The following is a 21,251-nucleotide window of genomic DNA, read 5'->3' as shown; positions in this document are numbered from 1 at the left end:
TATAACTTAGTATGGAACTACATCGGATGACAACTTGACCATATTACTCATTGAAATATGAATTTGTGCATTCCTCACTTCCTGTATGTTTTTAAATCTACCACTTGCCTGATCACAACTTTGGGAAATGGAAATTCATTTAAGACAGTATCAATGAAGTACGATCTAGCATTTTGTGGCCAAAGACCTGAACTTCTTTGATAACTCCTATTGACAGTAAGCTAACCGCTTAACATCTGATTAAATAAATCTGAAATTGGCATTGTGTTTATTATGATTTTCATGAGTTAAGTAGGTTGGTGTAAATATCTATTGTTGCAATGAGGGTAGAGGTGCAAAAAAAGGGAGTTTTAGCATTGTTTATCTTTTTTAACTTAGTTTTTTAATTTGTGTCTTTCTACTTAAGGTTTAACTCATCTAGCATGATTGCATAGGAGATAGACTAAAAAATTTTACATGAACCTATCCCACTACTCTAAAAATCCCTATTTGTTTTCATAAAATTTGCTTGAAAACCTTGATTTTTAGTTTTAAGCTCTCAATAAGCTTAGGCTTTGTAGCACAAATATTATTAGTGAGATAGACTCACGGTTTAAAAAACTGGTTTGACGCTTTCAACAGCCCTGATACAAAGAGCTAATATCGCCCATAACAGCAGCACAAAAACAATGATCAACATTTGAAATACTAACATTTTTACCAATCATTTAACGCTTAACTAAAGATAAATCTGGTGTCAGCCTTTGCAAAACTTGCTTCAACACCATTACCGTCCAATCTATATCAGCTTCAGTTGTATCACGCCCCAATGTGATGCGAATTCCACCCAAAGCCGCTTTTTCGGAATAACCCATCGCTAACAATATCGGGCTAGGGCTAAGTTTACCACTGTGACAGGCAGCACCAGCACTGATGCCGATGCCAGCAAGGTTTAACTGTCGTACCAAGGTTTTACCACTGAGTTTTTTCCCATCAGCGTTTTCCAGGCACATGCTGACGTGGTGAGGTAAACGATCGCAAGCATCCCCAGTAGAAATTAAACCAGGAATTTCAGCTAGTTGGGCAAAAGCGCGATCGCGTAACTCAATTAACCGTGGTGTTTCTGTAGCTAATTCTTGCGCTGCTAATTCTGCTGCTACACCAAATCCCGCAATTATCGGTACTGCTTGTGTCCCAGAACGTAGTCCCATTTCTTGTCCACCACCAGCTAGTAAGGGCATCAAATCCACGCCAGGACGCACGTACAACGCCCCAGCACCTTGCGGCCCATATATTTTATGACTAGAAAGGCTAAGTAAATCTACAGGCAGTTGTTGCACATCTATGGGTAAGCGTCCCGCAGCTTGCACCGCATCTGTGTGGAACAAAGCCCCATGCGCTCGCACTATCTTACCCAGTTCTGCGATCGGTTGCACTGTCCCAACTTCACTTTGACCGTAAATCACAGAAACCAAGACTGTGTTATGTCGCAACGCTGCTTTTAAATCTAGGGGATTGACTCTACCTTTAACATCTACAGACAAGCGCGTAACTTCCCAACCCCATATTTCTAGCAACCTTACTGTCTCAGAAATTGCGGAATGCTCAACGCTGGAAATAATTAGATGTTGAGGAACAGCATACAATCGAGCCACGCCCATAATTGCCAAATTATCTGCCTCAGTGCCGCTAGAGGTAAAGATGATCGATTCAGGAGTAGCGGCGTTAATTAAACCAGCAACTTGAATTCTGGCTTGTTCTACAACCGTTGCAGCCCGTTGTCCCCACTCATGTAAGCTGGAAGGATTGCCCCACTGTTGAGTGAGGACTGTTTGCATAACTGCGATCACTTCTTTTCGAGTTGGTGTAGTGGCGCTGTAATCTAGATAAATTTGCATATAACCGATAATGGTGAGAACACACGCTGGTAATAGACTGCTGATCTTGTCAGCATATACAGTTTCAGTGGACAAATCCTGAAAAAAATCTCTATAATTCTGCGTCTAGCAGTGGATTTTTCCCTTGAAGAAAGAAAATTATTTCTCTAATTAATTCAAAACACAAAATTTTGGGAATGATAAATATAGTAGATTTCAAGGAAAGTTAAGTACACAAACTAAATCTCAAAGCCAGGTATAAAGCCTGTTTTACTTCTGCATTCTGAAGCCTCGGCGGAGCGTCTTTGGCTCCGCTGCTGAATTCTGCTGTATATCCACTCCCAATACACTTTTAACAGATTACAGTGCAACTTATCTCTAGACAAAGATATTTTTTATATATCTTTTTACTGATCTTTCCCCTCACTGGTTGTCAACGAGTCCAGTCCTATAATCAGCGTCCAGCACCCTTACCACAAGATCCGTTAGTTCAAGTTTACTTTAACCATTCTGAATCTTCAGAATACAAAGAAGCTTACCGTCAGCAAACTCGCCTGGGGGATGATTTAGAAAAACAGATTGTCGATGCTATTACGCACGCTAAATCTACAGTAGATGTGGCGGTGCAAGAATTACGTTTACCCAGAGTTGCCCAAGCATTGGTTGATGGACAAAAAGCTGGGGTAAAAGTCAGGATAATTTTAGAAAATACCTATAGCCGACCCTGGAGTAGCTTTACATCTGCTGAAGTAGGTAAGTTAGATAAAAGAGAACAGGAACGCTATCACGAATTTCGCCAATTTCTTGATATTAACCAAGATAATCAACTTAGTCTAGCAGAAATCAATCAAAGAGATGCTTTGATAATTTTGCAGAATGCCAAAATTCCCTGGATAGATGATCGAGCAGATGGTTCAGCAGGTAGCAGTTTGATGCATCACAAATTTGTGATTGTGGACAATCATGTTGTAATTATCACTTCGGCAAATTTTACTTTAAGTGATACTTCTGGTGATTTTACAAATTCCAGCAGTTTAGGTAATGCCAATAATTTATTGCAGATTGACAGCCCGGAATTAGCATCTTTATTTACAGAAGAGTTTAACATCCTATGGGGAGATGGGCCAGGAGGTCAGCCAGATAGTCAATTTGGTTTAAAAAAGCCGATGCGTTTACCTAAACAAATAACTTTAGGTAACACCCAAATTACTGTGCAATTTTCGCCTACTTCTCCAACTCAACCTTGGAGTAACAGTAGTAATGGTTTAATTGGTAAAACTTTAGATTCAGCAACCAAATCTATTGATATGGCGTTATTCGTCTTTTCGGAACAGCATCTGGCCAATATTTTAGAAAATCGCCATCAACAAAATGTGCAAATTCGCACTTTGATTGAACCACAATTTGCTTATCGTCCTTATAGCGAAGCATTAGATATGATGGGGGTTGCTCTCAGTCAAAAATGTAAATATGAGGTTGATAACCATCCTTGGTCAAATCCAATTACGACTGTAGGTATACCTGTGTTACCCAAAGGAGATTTATTGCATCACAAATTTGGTGTTATTGATAGTCAAACAGTAATTACAGGTTCTCATAATTGGTCAGATGCTGCTAATAGTGGTAACGATGAGACACTTGTAGTAATTGAAAGTCCCATAGTTGCTGCCCATTATGTGCGAGAATTTGCTCGTCTTTATACCAAAGTTAAACCGGGCTTACCACCAGGAGTTCAAAAGAAAATCAAATTAGAACAAACACGATGTCCCCAGATAAAAACTTCTTCATCAACTGAGCTAAAAGCAATTAAAAAAGTAAATATCAAGACCGCAAGTCTAGAATAATTAGCAACTCTTCCTGGTGTGGGTAAGAAGTTAGCACAGGGGGTAATTATTAGCCGTCAACAGCAAAAATTTACATCCTTGCAAGACTTAGAACGAGTTTCAGGAGTGAGTGCTAGAACTTTAGAAAAATGGAGGGATCGCTTAATTTGGTAAGGCGCACAGCATTCTTTATTAGCCCACGTAGGTGGGCTTTGTTTGTGTAGCCGCGTACTCCTACGGAGAAGCAAGCTACGCGTCAGCGTGCCGGAGGCTCTATTCTATTCGCCAGGGCTACAATATTAGATGAATGCGATATTTAAATGCGATCGCTAGCTAAATCAACCAAACTGCGAAAATGCCCATTCTGAGAAAATCGTTCTGCGATTATTTGTTGATAAACCGCCTCATAGCCATCAGTCATATGTTCAACGCTAAAAAGGTTTTCGACATATTGGCGACAGGCATAGCGGTCTAACTCTCCTACTTGATCGATCGCACTGATGCACTCTTGAATATTATTGCAGAGGAAACCCGTCTTCCCGTGGGCAATTACCTCCTCAGTAGACCCCAATTTTATCGCAATCACTGGCGTACCCGAAGCCATTGACTCAATCATCACCAATCCAAAGGGTTCTCGCCAAGTAATCGGGAACAGAGTTGCTACTGCACCTCCCATCAGAGCGTTTTTTTGAGCATGGTTGGCTTCGCCCAAATACTCAATTTGTTCCCCGTCAACGTGGGGTTTGATTTCTTTCTCAAAGTATTCCACATCAACGGCATCCACCTTACCTGCCATTTTCAAATGCCAACCAGCAACTTTTGCAATTTCTATGGCTAAGTGCGCTCCCTTCTCTGGAGACATCCGACCCAAAAACGCTAGGTAGGGCGAATGTTCTGGTTGGGAATGAAACTTATAACTATTGACATCAATCCCGTTGTAGACCGTTGCGATACAGTTCAACCCTAACCTTGGTTCTCGTTGTGAATTGGAAATATTAACGTAGGGTTGTTTTTTACCAAAAGTAAACATTTTTTCGTTGTCAGGGGTAAAAATACCGTGCAACGTGTGAACTGTAGGGGTTTTAACGAGATTCGCGTAAGCTAGTGCCCCATGCCCCACATGGGAGTGAATAATATCAAACTCTTGTGCGCGTTCATAAACCGATGCTAGATTCAGCATCTCGTAAATGCCGTAATCTTTGATAGTAGGATCGAGTCTGAGCGCACGGGGATGAACTGAGGTTAGTTTTGCCAGACTAATAGAATCTCCTGATGCAAATAAAGTTACTTCGTGTCCGCGTCGGACTAATTCATCGGTCAGTAACCCAACTACTAACTCTATACCACCATAAGCTGGAGGTGGAACTCTCTCCCACAATGGAGCTATTTGAGCAATTTTCATCACAAATCTCCTAAAAAATAAAATTTGAATTAGAAGTTTTTTATTCCTGTTGTTGCAGTGCCTGTAATTGATTCACTATGCGTCAGAAAGTAACTTCAGATACGAAACTTATTAACAACTTTCTTCAAATCTTATGCTATTACTTCTATATTTTTAGTCTATCCTAGTACGTAAATTACCCACTCCCAAAGAGGTAAATACATTCTACGTTATTAATTTTTGTGTGATATAGTGAATTTTTAAATAGAGATTTTTTTATAAATAGGAATTTTCTTTAATCGTCAAAATCTCAGCTAAATAATGATATTCGGCGAAAAAGCTCTACTATCGCCTGTCAATTATCTGATTTTCAAATATTAATTAAAGAATAAACTGTGTAGATACTCTTTGGGCGGCTTTCCGTACCTAAAGGATAACCTATAGCCGCCCAAAGGGTAGATTTTCTTTTCTAGGATGTTTGAAATCAGAAGCGGCAATTTTTCTTAGAAGTTCTATCCAAGTTCTTAAAGGTAACAATTAAATAAGTCGGAAGTCGGAAGTACAGTTTTGTAACGGGGATTTAGCGCCTCGGCAAAAAATCACCCACTGGAATGCGATTATCTTCAGTGACTCGCGCATCGGTATAAGCATAGCCTGCGAGTAAACTGCTCGGACTTTTTACCCGATAAATATTCACAAATATCGCATTGCTATTGAGCGAGTGAGTATGGCTGGATCAGGGTTTTGGCGGGAATCCCTAGCTGTTGATGTAGCTTTTTGCTCATTTCCAGAGATTGCAATCCCTCCTGATGTGCCAAGATTGGGGTTAATTGTAATGTCATTAATTCCAAAACTTTAGCTTGCAAATACATCCGCTTAATTACACCGTGGTAAGGACAATTAATAATTTGCTGTACCACTCCTTGGATAGCTGGTGAAATTTCCGGGTAAACTAAAGTTTGCCAATCATCACCTTTTGCTAAGAGACGCAACTGGGGCAAAATTTCTCCATCTGCTGTGGGGAAAAAGGTTCTCAACACATCAGGGGACATATAAATATCCACACCCACACGTCGCGGTTGCAGAATTTTAATCGACATTTGGCGTTGGATACCACTACCAGAGATACAAGTGTATCCTTCTCCAACTTTGCCTCCCTATTCATTAATCAAAATGTTGACTTATTACATCAACTATGATATATTTTATCACCATCAATTAAAATCACATATAAAATAAACGTGAATATCTCTTCATCTCTCAAAAAACCGCGTGTCTCATGGCAGGCGGTTTTCTCACTGCTGATATTTGTGTTCATGTACCTGCCCATACTGGTACTTGGCTTTTATAGCTTCAATCAGTCGCCCTACAGTGCAACTTGGCAAGGATTTACTCTTGATTGGTATGGCAAGTTGTTTAATGACGATCGCATCTTATCAGCTTTCCAAAACAGCATGATCGTTGCTGGTTTTGCAGTGGCAATTTCAGCAGTGCTGGGAACCTTGATGGCAGTTGGGTTGGCGCGTTACGAATTTCCTGGTAAGAAATTGTATCGTGGTGTTGCTTACCTACCATTAATTATTCCCGATATTGCGATCGCAGTGGCTACTCTAGTATGTCTAGCGGCCTTTGCAATACCTTTAAGTTTGTGGACGATAATTGCAGCCCATGTAGTGTTTTGTCTGGCTTACGTGGGACTTGTGGTTTCTTCCCGACTGACTAATTTAGATCCTCACTTAGAAGAAGCAGCACTAGATTTAGGCGCTACACCAATGCAAGCATTCATCAAAGTATTGTTACCTCAATTAATGCCTGGAATTGTCGCTGGTTGTCTCTTGGCTTTTGTTCTCAGCTTAGATGACTTTCTCATTGCCAGTTTTACTGCTGGTAGCGGTTCTAACACCTTGCCAATGGAAATTTTTAGCCGCATTAGAACAGGAGTTAAACCTGATATTAATGCTCTGAGTGTAATGCTAATTTCAGTATCTGCGATCGTTGCTCTTGTAGCTGAATTAATTCGCGTTTCTGGCGAGAATAAAACTTTCAAATAATCGTCGCAATTGCCAATAAAAATTACGGTTGATTTAGTTATTGGTGAACTTTTGTGGATAGTGAATAACAGCTATCTTGAAGAAGTCATAATTCATAATTTACAAGTAAGTGGGTCAAATTAAATATAAAACCTCACCCTGCATCCGGCTTCCCTCTCCGTGAGTTCGGAGAGGAATTGAGGGTGATGTTTGATCTTATGTTTAATTACGCCTATCTACTTAAGGTGCATTATGCCGTTATCCTAAGGCACCGTGTTACCCAACCCAACTCCTGTACAGACGCGATTAATCGTGTCTCTGCTCCTAACTCCTGACATATTTTTATAATTTTTAAGCACATATAGAAAATTCCGTGTTCGCTTCTCTACATAACTGTTTTCAATTAGATAATATTGGGGCTAACTTTGGAGAAGATGCTATTTCCCCCTCATTATGCAAATCTGCCAAAATCCCCATTGCTCAAATCCATTCAACTCTGATAGCAATAAATTTTGCGTGAGTTGCGGACAAAGCAACTTTGGCAAATTTCTCAGAAACCGTTACCGCGTATTGAGACTCTTAGGTGAAGGTGGGTTTAGCAGAACCTATGCTACAGAAGATGTAGACAGACTAAATGCCCCTTGCGTCATCAAGCAATTTTTCCCGCAATTTCAGGGAACAGGACAACGCACGAAAGCAGCACAATTTTTTAAAGAAGAGGCTTTTCGGTTGTATGAACTTGGAGAAAATCATACCCAAATTCCCAGATTACTAGCTTATTTTGAACAAGGTGCTAGCTTGTATCTCGTACAAGAATTTATTCAAGGAAAAACTCTTTTACAAGAAGTTCAGCAACAAATCTATGGGGAAAAACAAATTTGGGAACTTTTAGCTGATTTATTGCCAGTTCTGGAATTCATTCATACTCATAATGTTATTCATCGAGATATCAAACCAGAAAATATTATCCGCCGTGCAAGTGATGAAAAACCAGTCTTAATTGACTTTGGCGGTGCTAAACAGGTAACAAAAACCAGTTTAGGAAGACAAGCTACGGTAATTTATACCCTTGGTTATGCACCAACTGAACAAATGGCTGGATTTGCTTGTCATGGTAGTGATTTGTATGCTTTGGGTGTAACTTGTGTGCGTCTTTTAACTCAATGTTTGCCTTTGCAGGATGCTTCTGGACAGATTAATGACCCTATTTATGATGCTATGAACGCTAAATGGTTATGGCGCGAACGGTTACAGAAAAAAGGTATTATTATCAGTGATGATTTAGGGAGAATTTTAGATAAATTACTCAAACATCTACCGAGTGAAAGGTATCAAACAGCAGTAGAAGTTATCAACGATTTGAAGTTTACAAGATCGAATATTGAACCTGTTGCCCTGAAAATTGTTTCGATGTCTCAACCCATATTACCACCGCTACCGCAAAAAGTAATAGTACCATTACCTCCTTTAGAAACCTTTGAATTTGACGTAGTAACAGTAGACACAACTGGTAGAGAAGTAAATCGCATCAGTTGCAATGCAAACTTTTTTGCCGAAGAATTGGGTAAGTCTGTCACATTAGAAATGGTATTGATTCCTGGTGGTACTTACATGATGGGTTCACCGGAGTTTGAAGGGGATGCTGACGAACGTCCTCGACATAAAGTTACCATTGAACCATTTTTTATGGGGAAATTTCCGGTAACTCAAGCACAGTGGAGAGTAGTAGCAGCTTTACCTCAAGTCAAACAAACTTTAAATCCCAATCCATCGAAATTCAAAGGTTTAGATAGACCAGTAGAAAATGTATCTTGGTATGAGGCTGTAGAATTCTGTCTCAGGCTATCAGAAAAAACTGGACGTGACTATCGTTTACCGAGTGAAGCTGAATGGGAATATGCTTGTCGTGCTGGAACTACAACATCTTTCCACTTTGGGGAAACGATTACCTCTGAGTTAGTCAGTTGCACTCTTGAACCAAAAAGCAAATTCCGTAAAGAAACAACAAACGTCGGTAGTTTTGAAGTCGCCAACGCCTTTGGATTGTACGATATGCACGGGCTAGTTTGGGAATGGTGTACTGATTCGTGGCACAACAATTACAACTATGCACCCTTAGATGGAACAGCTTGGGAAGTTGGCGGTGATATAAATCGCCGGGTGCTACGCGGTGGTTCTTGGAGTTTCAGTGCAGAACTTTGTCGCAGCGCCAGTCGTAGCTGGAATGAGTCAGACGGTGGATTGAGGATTTCTGGCTTTAGAGTAGTATTTTCCGTAGAAGAAATTATTTAGTAATTTAATTCAGAGGCTGTATAAATTACAGCACATTTCATCTGAATGAGGTACACAAGGGCGGGCAGGATGCCCACCCCACAAGATTTATCATATTAAGATGTGTACTTAATTTCAGTAGATCGAAAACTTTTGTAAGTTGACGAAATAATCAGGGTTTCAGGCGACGTTTTTGGGCTGATGATTGTGATCGCTTGCACTGCACTTTTAACCCAGCAACAACGCCCGTTCCTTGAAAAGCAGACTCTAACACCCCTTGCGGCAAATTATGTTCCTAAACTCAAATGAACGCCTGGTAAGGGTTCTGGAAAACTTTTCGATCTACTGAATTTACCTGCAAAGTGCTGTATGAATAACAGAATTGAGAAAGGTAACATAGTACTTATAAATACAAGTGGAAAATATCACAAGCAAGTGAGTGAAGTAAGTGAGATTGATTACAATATTTTCTCCGTCAAATAGTGATAGTGATAGTAAAGTTAGGTAATCAAGAAGCAAAGTTTGAAGAAAAAGATTTACAATTTCAAACTAAAAAGCCGAGCCGGAAAGAAGTCATTGCATCAGTAGACAAAATTCTAGAACAATTTTTAACTGTATAAATTAAATTTTTATGTTAACTTTAGATGAATTAATATAAAGATTAAAAGAAGTTTTTTTAATTTTTTGAATTAGTTTGTTAGCACTAATGCCTAAGTTGTTAGATTAAGAAAGAGTGTTTCTTTAGATAGAGTAAACTACGAATATAAGGAGTATATATGCGTTTCTATCAGTTCGTAGGGATTTTTGGTTGTACTACAGCAGCTTTTATATCAATTGCACCCATACAGGTAGAAGCTGCAACTTTTAAAGTGATATCTGGAGTCACCAGCATTGATCGTGACCACGAGGAAATTCTTAGTAGTATCGGGCTATTCTTGACTGACACTAATAATACAGTCGCACCAATTCCCAGCAATTATTTAGTTGGCTTCAACATCGAATCAACCACCAACTTTACATTCAGTGACGAAGGCGGTTTTACTCCGCTTTCAGGTACAATCGAGCATACTGGTACTGTTACCTTCAATGATCAAATTACTGTTGGTAACTTTTCAATTGGTTTGGCCCCGGGACGTACTGTCACAGGTGCCAGCGGATTTGTTTTAAGAGACACATTTTCTTTAAATACAATTTTGTTTGATTTAGGTATTCCCGGTCCTGTGGCATTTGATGGCCAAAATTTAACCATCCCTGATGTTAAATTGTTGATTTCTCCAGAGTTTGCTAATATACTGCAAAAACCTAAATTGACCGGTTTGTTTGCTGGAACTGCACGAATTGATGCTCAAGTTGCTGCCGTACCCGAACCTGACAGTGTACTAGCAATTTTGGTAGCAGGTGCGGCTCTATTGGCAACTAAATTTTATACTCAAAAAATTAAATCTACCTGATATGCTGAAGCATAGCTAAATGCTTATTAACAGGTGCAAGTGTATTTGCAACAATCATCCTACCGACGCGCTCTAAAGCTTACCAGATTTGTTAATTTTAATCAAGGGAGATTTTTCCATCTTGGGCTGATACCATTTCACTACTCTACCTCGCCCTGAAATGGTTTAGCACGGGAAAATGATTTCTAGCCAGCTTCCCGTAGGCGACAGTAAAGCAGTTTACATTGTGTTGATACTACCTTTACATTATCCCTTAATTTTAAATATGAGATAATATTACGATGTCCTTATTTATTCGTCATATCCCGCTTTTGTCACTCTCCGAAAACAAAAATTAAAAGCAATGTTTAAAACTCTGACTGGCATTGGGTTTGTGGCTTTATTTTTTACTATGATAAATATAATCATTGCTTTAGGCTGAAACTCTTGTGTAGCAAAGATTCCATGTTTTTATCGAGGGAAAGTGACAGAAGAGGGATATAGGACTCATATTTGATTTTTGAAATACACGTAGGGTGCGTTAGACCAGAGTACGGCACCACCTGAAGGTTTTAGTGCTTTACATACTCCGTCTTAACCCACCCTACATATACTTAGATTTTTTCACAAATCAAATAGGATTGGTATATAATACTTAGTATTATAGACAAAAGCTCATCCTAGTTACCCCATTAGCACTTGTAAGTAAAAAATAATACGTAAAATAACTGAATATTACTTAGAAATTTTGCATTTTGAAAATTAGAAGCAGGATTTTTTAATGATCAGCTTAAGTAATTCCGAAAACGGTACAGTTAGCAGCACAGCAGCCACTAAGAGGCTGGCAAGGGCGATGATGGTTTCTGATGGAGAGTTTTCACTATTATTAGCCTGTTGTAACTCTGTTCCAAGGCAGCAGCAAGTGCTGAATTTGTTAACAGAATTTTCATCAGCAGATATCCACGAAGTTCTGCTTTCACCTGCGGCTAACAAACTATACACAGCTATTACAACTGAAATTGGTACTACTCAACCCGATGCTTTGATGGTAAGGGGTTTAGAATCTGTAGTAGCAATTAACCAGCTAATCATCAGTACCAATATCATGCGAGATGAGTTTCGGAAACAGTTTCGGTTTCCCCTGGTGTTGTGGATAAATGATGAAATTCTCTGCAAGCTAGTCTGGCTAGCACCCGATTTCAAAGACTGGGCAGCCAGTACTATTAGATTTGATGTACCTAATAATCAGTTAGTTGAATCTAAACAACAAGCCATTAGCGCCTAATATTGCCTGAGATGACAAAATCTCAGCTACGGTTCTGTCTGATTCTTTTCTAAAATTACTTTTATTGCCCCTAGGACTAGAGGACGTTTTGATTGAGTGCATTTTCATGCAGAATTTTTATAACGAACAAACAATTAGTACATCAGCGTCTGTCGTTATATCTGTTTTAGCTAGTCGCCGGAAGCCCCACGCTCTATCGCTTCGATGAGCGAGGGGATGTATGATGAGTTGCCATTAGATTGATTGGTTAGGAGACAAATAAATCTCCCTAGAAATGCTATAATAGTTGTATGCTTAACCTCACATACAGGTACTGAATTTATCCAGACACCAATGCCGAAAGTATTATGCTTAATTGGCTGGAGCAATCGCGCCGTGTCTACAACTATGCGTTGAATGAACGAAGGGACTGGATAAAATCGCGTAAGTGTGCGGTTAATGCTTGTAGTCTTAAGTCGGAATACATCATCAGTGCCGATACTCCTTACCCCAATTACTATGCCCAAAAGCGCAGTCTGACAGCCGCAAGAAAGATTATATCTGAACTTGATAGTGTTCACTCCCAAGTATTGCAAGAGACGTTGGCAAGATTGGACAAGTCTTTCCGTTCTATGCAGGAACGGGGTTTTGGCTTCCCGCGCTTTAAAAAGTACGGGCAAATGCGCTCTTTGTCGTTCCCGCAGTTCAAGGCTAATCCCGTTACTGGTTGGCAGATAAAACTGCCTAAAATTGGTGCGGTGAGAATCAACTTGCATAGACCAATCCCTGAAGGGATGATCGTTAAGCAAGTGCGGGTAGTTAAAAAGGCATCGGGCTGGTACGCGATGTTGGTGCTGCAATGTGAGGCAACTATTCCAGACGCTATACCTACTGGTACTTCTGTCGGTATCGACTTAGGGCTGCTCAGTTTTTTGGCTACAAGTTCGGGTAAATTGATTGCTCGTCCTAAATTCTTCGTTCAATTGCAAAGCAAGCTTAAATGGCTGCAACGCCAATTGAAGGATAAAGTCAAAGGCTCGAACAATTATCGTAAAGCCCAAAAACAAATAGCTAGATTGTACGAACATATCCACAATACCCGTCGTGAGTTTCACTTTCTGACTGCTCATCAGCTTTGTGATGGCGTGGGAATGATATTCGCCCAAGACCTGAATTTCGTCGCCCTTGGTAGGGGAATGTTGGCGAAGCATTGTCTGGATGCTGGCTGGGGTGGATTTTTGGAGATTCTGGGCTGGGTCTGCAAAAAACGAGGTGTCTATTTTGCCAAGGTTGACCCCAAAGGAACAAGCCAAACTTGCCCTAACTGTGGAGCGCACACGGGTAAAAAAGAACTGGATGAGCGAGTGCATAACTGCTCGGAATGTGGATACATAACAGACCGTGATGTAGCTGCGGCAATCGTCGTAGAGCACACAGGTCTTACAGCCGTCGGACAGACGGTGGTGCTGGCTGTGGAGGTTGACTGCCTGGGAGTCCCCGTGAAGCAGCAAAATCCTAGAGGCAACTCAAGGGAATCCCACACTGTACTTGGTACTCCAAGTCAGTGATGGGAGAATGTCATTCCTATATTACTATGAAAATTATGCTGAAAAAATACTTTAAGCCCAATCAAGCGCGAATTTTGACTGCTTTGATTTTAGCTGGAATTTTGTCTGTTGCTAGCGGTTCACCACTTATCAAAGGGGCTATAGCTGCTTCTGCGAACTTCTCGCTAGAAACAAGCAACGAAGTTCTTAAAGACAATATTAAACCCAACCAGTTGCCACCTCCAGTAGGTAACGCGGTACTGCGAGATTTAGCCCGCAGACAGGGAATTTTAATCAGAGAACTGCAAATTATTCATTATAATCAACAGACTTGGCGTAATGGTTGCTTGGAAGTGCCTCAACCTGATGAACTCTGCACCCAAGCGTTAGTTCCAGGTTGGCTGGTTGTGGTATCTAATGGCAAACAAAACTGGACTTATCATACCAATCAAACAGGTTCCGCAGTCAGGCTGAATGAAAAAGCTAATGAAAGTACACTAGCCCCTGTGCAAATTCCAGTCAGCGAGTTACCACCACCGTTAAATAGAGATGTAGTATTTCGGCAAATCTCGAGTGGTGGTATTACTGGTAGAACCTACGAGACTATTTTACTTAAAGATGGGCGATTGATTCGCGTACGGATTGGTGATGCCAATGATTCTGAGCGTACTGTTCGCCGTGTTTCTGTGCAACAGGTGCAACAATTTCAGAGATTTTTAGAACGTTCTAAATTTAATAAATTCCAGAATCTGAGTTACCCAGCCCCCAGTGGTTCTGCTGATTATATCACCTTCACTCTCACCAGCCAAGAGGGTACGGTTCAGTACAACGATATTTCTCAAAATAACCTGCCAAAGAATTTACAAGCAGCAGTCAAAGCCTGGAATCAGATTGCAGTCACGGCACAATAAGAAACCTGATTGATGGAATTAAACCTCATCTAAGTTGAGAACCGTAGTTTTTGCCCTCACCGTAAATCCCTCTCCCAGATATGGGAGAGGGACTTTGAAATTCTGGCTCCCCTTGTCCCAGATTTGGGAGAAGGGGTTGGGGGATGAGGGCAAATCCTTTTGATCACCAAAGAACTACAGGTTTCAAGATAGAGGCGGTTTAAATAGCGATTGTTTTAGCGCTTACAATCGAAACGATCGCTATTTCTGCTAATTGTTGATAATTTGATCATGGCTGTAGCCAAATGATAAAAAGATTTGTAAATTGGTGTGTTGAGTTTCCTTCTTGGTGGAATATTCGCCAAAGCAAAAAGTCTCTTTTGTTTGCTGTTATAGTTACCTTGAGTGTGGTAGCTACGGTGATGCTATCGTTACCCTTGAACGCTCAAATTAATCTGCCGTCAAGGCCAGTATCTGAGTTAAGGGGAGTGTGGTTAACAAATATTGATAGTGATGTATTATTTGAGCGCGATCGCCTCAAGGGATCTTTGCAACGCCTTGACGAACTTAATTTTAACACGATATATCCGGCGGTTTGGAATTGGGGATATACATTGTATCCTAGCAAAGTTGCAGCCAAAGTTATCGGGCGATCGCTCGATCCTACACCTGGATTGCAAGGGCGAGATATCCTCAAAGAAATTGTTGGTGTGGGACATCAAAAAGGGTTAACAGTGATTCCCTGGTTTGAATTTGGCTTCATGGCACCAGCCGATTCTCTATTAGCTAAAAATCGTCCCCAATGGCTCACCAGTCGCAGCGATGGGACTCTGATTGTCAAAGATGGCAGACATAACCGTGTTTGGCTAAATCCCTTTCGCCCAGAAGTACAACAGTTCATCCAAGATTTAATCGTTGAAATTGTTAGAAATTACAATATTGATGGTATTCAATTTGATGACCATTTTGGCTTACCATCAGAATTAGGGTACGATGCCTATACAGTGGCACTTTTCAAAAAAGAACACCGTGGTCAAGCTCCCTCCAAAGACTCTCAAGATCCAGAATGGGTGCGCTGGAGAGCTAACAAAATTACCGAGTTTATGAAACGGGTATTCAAAGCGATTAAAGCTACTAAAAAAGATTGCTTGGTTTCCGTTGCTCCGAATCCTCAACGTTTCTCCTACGACTTCTCTTTAGCAGATTGGCAGAAGTGGGAACGGCTGGGAATTATTGAAGACTTAGTTTTGCAGGTATATCGAGATGACTTGAATGTTTTTATCAGCGAATTAGAGTATCCAGAAGTGAAAGCAGCCAAGAGCCATATTCCAGTGAGTGTTGGCATTTTGGCTGGGTTGAAAAACCGATCTGTACCAATGGAACAGATTCAGACACAAGTGCAAAAAATCCGCGATCGCAATTTTGCGGGAGTCTCCTTCTTTTTCTATGAAACCCTCTGGAATATGAGCAAAGAAAAGCCCCAAGAGCGTCAAACTGGCTTCCAGAAAATCTTCCCCACACCCGTAGCTTATCCGAATTTACTCGCAGGTTGGAAACCGTCGAGTTAATTTTTATAAATCTTTTAGAGGACTGAGAAAAGGTTATAGTCCGTTAAAATGGACTTTAGCTATTAGCCCGGAACTGAAGTTCCGGGCGGTTTATGTCTAATAGGACTTACGCAAAATATCTCTCAAACTCTAATTTCTTTGCGCCGCGCCAGTTGCTAAGCTAATGAGCATTTAAGTTGCATAAAAGCAGGGCTGAAGCCCTTACTACAAGCGAATCATTCTGGAAAAATGAATGACGATTAGCTTACAATGGGAGGAACCCCCGCAACACACTGGCTTCTCTGTGCCTCTGCGGTTCGTTATTCCGTAACTCGTGCGTAGTCCTATCTAGAATGAAATAGCCCTGGCTTGTTGGCACTTGCTTTTTTATCAAAATTCCCATGATACTGTTCCCTGCACAGAGAATGGTTCGCTTGGTACTACACTCAACTGAGAAGAAGCATTTTCAACTCTTAACAAAAAATTATCCCATTAAGTTCTCTCCATCTGAATCTGGTCTTAGTGCCATTCAACTCAGAACACTATCCTATTCCCAAACGCCCAGCCAAGCCGGGAGTTAGAGGTAAGAGCGTAGTAATCATCAAGAATAGAGCTAAAAGACCCAAAGCGGCTCTAGCGTCATCTGGTTCAGTGACTTCATTCAAGCTAGGACGTTCTTGATCCCGTTGCAAAAAGAAAATCACGATCGCCCAGTACATGGCAAGAGTGTTACCAAGAGACACTAGCGCCAGTAAAATTAAAGTTGCGATCGTTGCTCGTCCTGCGGTTTTGCGTCCATAAATTGCCTGAACAATGCGGCCACCATCTAGTTGTCCTGCGGGCATCAAGTTCAAAGCGGTAATTACTAACCCCAGCCAACCAATCACCACTAAGGGATGAACACTTACCAAGGGCGACTGCAACGCTGAACCAAGGACAACTCGCGCCAAACTCCCAACCAAAATCGACCCTTGGAAAAACTGATTTGGCAATTGAAATAAACTACCTGGGTGGGAAAGTAGCAAGCCCGTCACCAGCATTAATAAAGAGACAATACCACCTGCGGCTGGCCCTGCCAGGGCGATATCAAATAATACCTTGCGGTTGGGCAACAGAGACTCAAAGCGGGTAATTGCACCAAAAGAGCCAATTTGCACAGCAGGCAGAAAGAAAGGCCAGCTAAGGCGAATTTGGTGACGCTGGGCAAGTATCCAATGACCAATTTCGTGAGCTACTAAAATCGTCAATATCCCAGCACCTATGGGCAAAGCTTCTCTGAATCGCCCTGGATTGCCAAAGAAATCAAAATTCAGCAATAAGCCCGCAGCTTCAAAACTTGTGGCAATAGTTCCGATCAACAGAATACCTGCAAAAACTTTTTGCGATAACAACATCGGACGGGGATCGTTGCGACTCGGCAGGACAATTATCACTGGTCTATCGTCTGTGTTTTCCACTAAAAACAGGCGATATTGATCACCAAGGCGTTGCCGTAAACTTGCAGTTAGACGGTTGTGAACCTCTTCTGGTTCTCCCCGCAGATTGCCTTTGAAAATCGCTCCATCTTGGTAGGCGATCGTTTCTGTGGCAAAAAACGTATCAATCCCGAAAATGCCTTTAATTGCATTTAAGTCATCTTCCGGTATTGGCGGAATCTCTGCTTTCAGTTCTGCGACTGCTAATTGTGGGGAATTTGCTGCAAGTGAGGAATCAGCCGCGAGTCTTTCTGTGGCGCGTTGCTTGAGGATGGCATCTTGCCCAGCTGCGCGTAACTGTCTGCCCAAGAAGATGTACAATCCGGCTGAAGTCACTACTAAGAACAATATACCCGCTATATTGATGTAAATCCCGATGGCAAACAATCCAAAAAACAGCAGCCAGGGAGTCATCAACACCACCGACTGTAACCAGGCTAAGATTCCCAGCTTACCAAAAGGTCTGGCGCGATAAAAGCCCCAGCCCAAAATGCCTAAAGCTACTAGTAGGATTGCCGCCAGGATAGAAGTTTCTGATAAAGTAGACATCTCCAAACCTTTGCTATTGAGACTGAGCCAGAACAAGTCCGGTATTGCAGATACACTTATTAATGTATAACGCCACCTGTAGTCTGCCCAAATTATCCTACTTTGCGTAGTGCCCATAAGAAAAGAACCTCACCCCGGCTATACCCATTGGGTACAGGCTCACCTCCTAGTAGGGGAGGGGCTGGGGGAGAGGTCACGCAGGAATTACAACTAATTTACCGGACATGATATGAGTAGTTAAAGAGTTCAAACTGTATCTGAGCGAAGTAGTCTTCTAAGTCCAATAAAGAATTTCAGCATTTGGAAAGCGCTTAGTAATCTCACTCTCAAAAAAGCAACGCAATGCCTTCATTGTGTCGCGATCGTAAACGTACTTCGTCCCACCAAACTTATTACGCTTGACGCTGCGTTTTGCCTCATCCATCTCTAATTTTGATTGCGGATACCAAGTTTGTAACACTTCTTTTGACCCTGGTGTGAACCGATGGGAGATTAACTCAAAGGTAAGGTTACAGTCAAAATCCAGTGCTTCGTTTATCTGGTCAAACAAACGACTATAGTGCATTTGCCAATCGTCTATTGGCATAATTGGCGCGATAACCAAGCCTACTGGATAACCACCACCGCCACGCTCTAATGGTAGTGCCAACCGTCGCAATGCATTAAGTCTGGATGATACCGATGCTGTTCCACCTTCAAACTTACCAGAAATTGGTGCTGCATTAACACTCATCCGACAGCGAGTATGCCCATTGTGTGGTAAATCGAGTAATCCATCCACAGCATCAAACTTCGATACCCAACGTAGATGTACATTGGTACGAGTGCCAAAGTAACGGATACATTCAGCAAGACTTCCAGTTAAATGCTCAATACCCAATGGGTCAGTGTAACAGCTAACTTCAAAACTCGTGGTTTTCCCCTGTTGCTCGTAGTTCGCTAAGTTCTCTAATATCTGCGGTAGGTTAGCAAAAACGCGAATTACAGGTGGCCCCGATAAGCTACCTGCTAGGTAGCAGTATTGACAGTGAGCGGGACAACCTTCGGCAAGGTGAAACTGCCAATCCGCAGAAGGTGGGATCGGACTCAGGTTAAAAGAACTGGGTGGTGCAGTAACTACCGCTAAGGTACGCTTGGCGATGTTGTAAGTATCCCGTTCAGATTCACCGCGCAAACCCTTCAGGCGGTTCTGTGATAGTTCTTCTATTCGTAAGTTGAGTGACTGCACACGTTTAAGAATCTGCTGCCCCCAATCTTCATCTAGGGCAGCAGGTGTAAACAATACCCGTTCAGGTATCCACAACCTTGGCGATCTTTTTTGTGTCTCTGATACTGAAACTTGGTCTGTAATTGTATTCAGCAATATCGTTCTCCGTTATGAAAGTTTGCTGATTTCTGCAATTAATTTTCCAGGACTTGCTTAATTCGTCGCTCTAACAAATCAAGATCCAAACTGCCTTCATCACGGTTAATTCGACGCACAGTGGAATTAACATTAGCTAAATTAACCAATAAATCTTGAAGAATTTCTTGCTGCTGACGGGCTTGAGTAACCTCGCCTGGCTCTTGTACTAAATCACGCACGATGGTATCTTCAGCGCGAGAGGCGATAATTGGATCACTTTGTCCTTGAATGTGAACAAAGGTTCGTCGCCCTGGTCCTCGCTCTTCTTCTATTGGTATAACTGCTGTTATTTGGTCAGAACGCACATATTTGCCAAATCCCAAATGGACTAGCTCTGATGAGAGTATTTTCATATAATTGAAGCGTTATTTTTATGTCTTACTTATATTATAAAATCTAGAAAAGTGACTTGAAGTCATAGAACATAGGGGTTATACCCAATTCAAAGTAGTAGTTTCCTTTTTCAATTGCGGTGATGCCAAGGTCATGAATGTATATCAATAAGAATTCTTTAAAACTACTTCAGCCCTAATCCAAGCGTATTGATATTTCAGCTTATGCAAGCAGATCATCTTAGCTACGGCAAATTTATCAAGTGATGACAAAATCAAATAATTGATGCGCCATTTCTAATTTAGAACAAGGTGCGATCGCTAGCTGCCGTCCTTGACTATCTAAAAATATTGCTTGATTGTTATCACTACCAAAACCACTATCAGGTTGATCGATGGGATTAGCAACAATCACATCCAATTTTTTATTCTGTAATTTTTCTAGCGCAGGCTTGACAATATCCCCAGTTTGTGCAGCAAAACCAATTAATATCTGATGCGGCTGTTTGAGTTGTGCTAACTGGGCGATTATATCTGGTACTGGTTCCAGAGGTAAAGCTTGGGGGAGCGATCGCTTAGGCAATTTCTCTGTACTATAATCTCGTGGCTTCACATCTGCTACGGCTGCTGACATGACAATTACATCAGCGTTGGGTAAACATTCCAGCATGAGGTGCTCCATTTGTTCGGCACTAACAACAGGGATTGCTTGCACTCCCAATGGTACATCCCAATTAGCTAGGCCATATACTAAGGTGACGTTTGCCCCTCGGTGAAGTGCGGCTTGAGATAGCGCCAATCCCATTTTACCTGTGGAAGGATTACCAATAAACCGCACTGGGTCAAGATACTCTCGCGTTCCCCCAGCACTAATTAACACTCGTTTACCTGCTAAATCTCGTTTACCTTGAGTGTGTAACAACGATTGGATGTGAGCCAAAATTTCTGGAGGTTCTGCTAATCTACCAGCACCGATGCGATCGCACGCTAATAAACCCGATGCTGTACTCATTCCATGATATCGGCTATCTGTCAATAGCTGTTGCCAATTCCGTTGCACTGATCGCTGTTCCCACATATCCGTATTCATTGCGGGTACTAACAGCACAGGACAAGTAGAAGCCAGCACGGCATTTGTGAGTAAATTATCAGCCATCCCGTAGGCTAACTTTGCTAATGTATTAGCTGTCAAGGGAGCAATTACTATAACATCTGCCCATTCGCCCAAGTCAATATGCAACGGACGAGAGTGAGTTGGTTGCCAAAAATCATCATCTGTGTAGGCGGGATGACGAGATAGGGTGGCTATTGTCAGAGGCGTGATAAATTTTTGCGCCGAACGGGTGAGGATGACTCGAACTTCCACCCCGGTTTTAAACAGCGTCGAAACCAATTCACAAATTTTGTAGGCGGCGATACCGCCACCTACAGCAATTAGAACCCTGTTCAAT

15 protein-coding genes and 1 pseudogene are annotated in these 21,251 nt (G+C 41.5%); 9 read left to right on the top strand and 7 right to left on the bottom strand.

Annotated elements, in window-relative coordinates:
* Positions 1 to 707: 707 nt before the first annotated feature.
* On the bottom strand, positions 708 to 1,877 hold the full coding sequence (locus ACYTXL_RS22090) for a cysteine desulfurase family protein (RefSeq protein WP_461926632.1): 1,170 nt from the start codon (positions 1,875 to 1,877) through the stop codon (positions 708 to 710).
* A 344-nt stretch (positions 1,878 to 2,221) separates the two neighbouring features.
* Between ACYTXL_RS22090 and ACYTXL_RS22085 the strand changes: the two are divergent.
* Positions 2,222 to 3,853, top strand: a pseudogene (locus tag ACYTXL_RS22085) (phospholipase D-like domain-containing protein).
* Positions 3,854 to 3,995: 142 nt separating this feature from the next.
* Here the strand turns inward: ACYTXL_RS22085 and ACYTXL_RS22080 are convergent.
* Positions 3,996 to 5,081 carry a glycosyltransferase family 4 protein gene (locus ACYTXL_RS22080; protein ID WP_461926594.1) on the bottom strand — a complete coding sequence of 362 codons (1,086 nt, stop codon included), beginning with the start codon at positions 5,079 to 5,081 and terminating at the stop codon, positions 3,996 to 3,998.
* Between the two features lie 689 nt (positions 5,082 to 5,770).
* Positions 5,771 to 6,160: a hypothetical protein gene (locus ACYTXL_RS22075; RefSeq protein ID WP_461926593.1), complete on the bottom strand. Its 390-nt coding sequence runs from the start codon at positions 6,158 to 6,160 to the stop codon at positions 5,771 to 5,773.
* Between the two features lie 141 nt (positions 6,161 to 6,301).
* Here ACYTXL_RS22075 and ACYTXL_RS22070 point away from each other — a divergent pair, with 141 nt between their 5' ends.
* The 8 genes from ACYTXL_RS22070 to ACYTXL_RS22035 all read left to right on the top strand — a co-directional run bounded on the left by ACYTXL_RS22070 (position 6,302) and on the right by ACYTXL_RS22035 (position 16,060).
* Entirely contained in the window at positions 6,302 to 7,111 is an 810-nt protein-coding gene (locus ACYTXL_RS22070) for an ABC transporter permease (RefSeq protein WP_461926592.1), read from the top strand.
* Between the two features lie 432 nt (positions 7,112 to 7,543).
* Complete coding sequence (locus ACYTXL_RS22065) at positions 7,544 to 9,382, top strand: SUMF1/EgtB/PvdO family nonheme iron enzyme (RefSeq protein ID WP_461926591.1); 1,839 nt, start codon at positions 7,544 to 7,546, stop codon at positions 9,380 to 9,382.
* A 467-nt stretch (positions 9,383 to 9,849) separates the two neighbouring features.
* A complete protein-coding gene (locus ACYTXL_RS22060; protein ID WP_461926590.1) occupies positions 9,850 to 9,981 on the top strand; it encodes a hypothetical protein in 132 nt (43 codons plus the stop codon).
* A gap of 156 nt (positions 9,982 to 10,137) precedes the next feature.
* On the top strand, positions 10,138 to 10,812 hold the full coding sequence (locus ACYTXL_RS22055) for a hypothetical protein (RefSeq protein WP_461926589.1): 675 nt from the start codon (positions 10,138 to 10,140) through the stop codon (positions 10,810 to 10,812).
* Between the two features lie 760 nt (positions 10,813 to 11,572).
* Positions 11,573 to 12,076, top strand: a complete 504-nt coding sequence (locus ACYTXL_RS22050) for a hypothetical protein (RefSeq protein ID WP_461926588.1) — start codon at positions 11,573 to 11,575, stop codon at positions 12,074 to 12,076.
* A gap of 317 nt (positions 12,077 to 12,393) precedes the next feature.
* Positions 12,394 to 13,623, top strand: coding sequence for an RNA-guided endonuclease InsQ/TnpB family protein (locus ACYTXL_RS22045; RefSeq protein WP_461926631.1), 1,230 nt, complete (start codon positions 12,394 to 12,396; stop codon positions 13,621 to 13,623).
* Between the two features lie 26 nt (positions 13,624 to 13,649).
* On the top strand, positions 13,650 to 14,513 hold the full coding sequence (locus ACYTXL_RS22040) for a hypothetical protein (RefSeq protein WP_461926587.1): 864 nt from the start codon (positions 13,650 to 13,652) through the stop codon (positions 14,511 to 14,513).
* A 284-nt stretch (positions 14,514 to 14,797) separates the two neighbouring features.
* Complete coding sequence (locus tag ACYTXL_RS22035) at positions 14,798 to 16,060, top strand: glycoside hydrolase family 10 protein (RefSeq protein WP_461926586.1); 1,263 nt, start codon at positions 14,798 to 14,800, stop codon at positions 16,058 to 16,060.
* Positions 16,061 to 16,581: 521 nt separating this feature from the next.
* Here the strand turns inward: ACYTXL_RS22035 and ACYTXL_RS22030 are convergent.
* The 4 genes from ACYTXL_RS22030 to coaBC form a co-directional block, all read right to left on the bottom strand.
* On the bottom strand, positions 16,582 to 18,063 hold the full coding sequence (locus ACYTXL_RS22030; protein ID WP_461926630.1) for a site-2 protease family protein: 1,482 nt from the start codon (positions 18,061 to 18,063) through the stop codon (positions 16,582 to 16,584).
* A 274-nt stretch (positions 18,064 to 18,337) separates the two neighbouring features.
* Positions 18,338 to 19,360 (bottom strand): spore photoproduct lyase family protein, encoded by a 1,023-nt coding sequence (locus ACYTXL_RS22025; protein ID WP_461926629.1) that lies wholly within the window; start codon positions 19,358 to 19,360, stop codon positions 18,338 to 18,340.
* 104 nt (positions 19,361 to 19,464) lie between these two features.
* Positions 19,465 to 19,821 carry a hypothetical protein gene (locus ACYTXL_RS22020; protein ID WP_461926585.1) on the bottom strand — a complete coding sequence of 119 codons (357 nt, stop codon included), beginning with the start codon at positions 19,819 to 19,821 and terminating at the stop codon, positions 19,465 to 19,467.
* 238 nt (positions 19,822 to 20,059) lie between these two features.
* A complete protein-coding gene (gene coaBC, locus ACYTXL_RS22015; RefSeq protein WP_461926584.1) occupies positions 20,060 to 21,250 on the bottom strand; it encodes a bifunctional phosphopantothenoylcysteine decarboxylase/phosphopantothenate--cysteine ligase CoaBC in 1,191 nt (396 codons plus the stop codon).
* Position 21,251 lies beyond the last annotated feature (1 nt).

The organism is Nostoc sp. (genome assembly GCF_054880495.1).
The sequence above is the reverse complement of the archived record's forward strand: the minus strand, read 5'-3'. Positions and strand labels throughout refer to the sequence as shown.

Bases quoted from the DNA above. Each gene is read 5' to 3' on its own strand.
- ACYTXL_RS22090 (WP_461926632.1), bottom strand. From the start codon at position 1,877: ATGCAAATTTATCTAGATTACAGCGCCACTACACCAACTCGAAAAGAA.
- ACYTXL_RS22080 (WP_461926594.1), bottom strand. From the start codon at position 5,081: ATGAAAATTGCTCAAATAGCTCCATTGTGGGAGAGAGTTCCACCTCCA.
- ACYTXL_RS22075 (WP_461926593.1), bottom strand. From the start codon at position 6,160: ATGTCGATTAAAATTCTGCAACCGCGACGTGTGGGTGTGGATATTTAT.
- ACYTXL_RS22065 (WP_461926591.1), top strand. From the start codon at position 7,544: ATGCAAATCTGCCAAAATCCCCATTGCTCAAATCCATTCAACTCTGAT.
- ACYTXL_RS22055 (WP_461926589.1), top strand. From the start codon at position 10,138: ATGCGTTTCTATCAGTTCGTAGGGATTTTTGGTTGTACTACAGCAGCT.
- ACYTXL_RS22050 (WP_461926588.1), top strand. From the start codon at position 11,573: ATGATCAGCTTAAGTAATTCCGAAAACGGTACAGTTAGCAGCACAGCA.
- ACYTXL_RS22040 (WP_461926587.1), top strand. From the start codon at position 13,650: ATGAAAATTATGCTGAAAAAATACTTTAAGCCCAATCAAGCGCGAATT.
- ACYTXL_RS22035 (WP_461926586.1), top strand. From the start codon at position 14,798: ATGATAAAAAGATTTGTAAATTGGTGTGTTGAGTTTCCTTCTTGGTGG.
- ACYTXL_RS22030 (WP_461926630.1), bottom strand. From the start codon at position 18,063: ATGTCTACTTTATCAGAAACTTCTATCCTGGCGGCAATCCTACTAGTA.
- ACYTXL_RS22020 (WP_461926585.1), bottom strand. From the start codon at position 19,821: ATGAAAATACTCTCATCAGAGCTAGTCCATTTGGGATTTGGCAAATAT.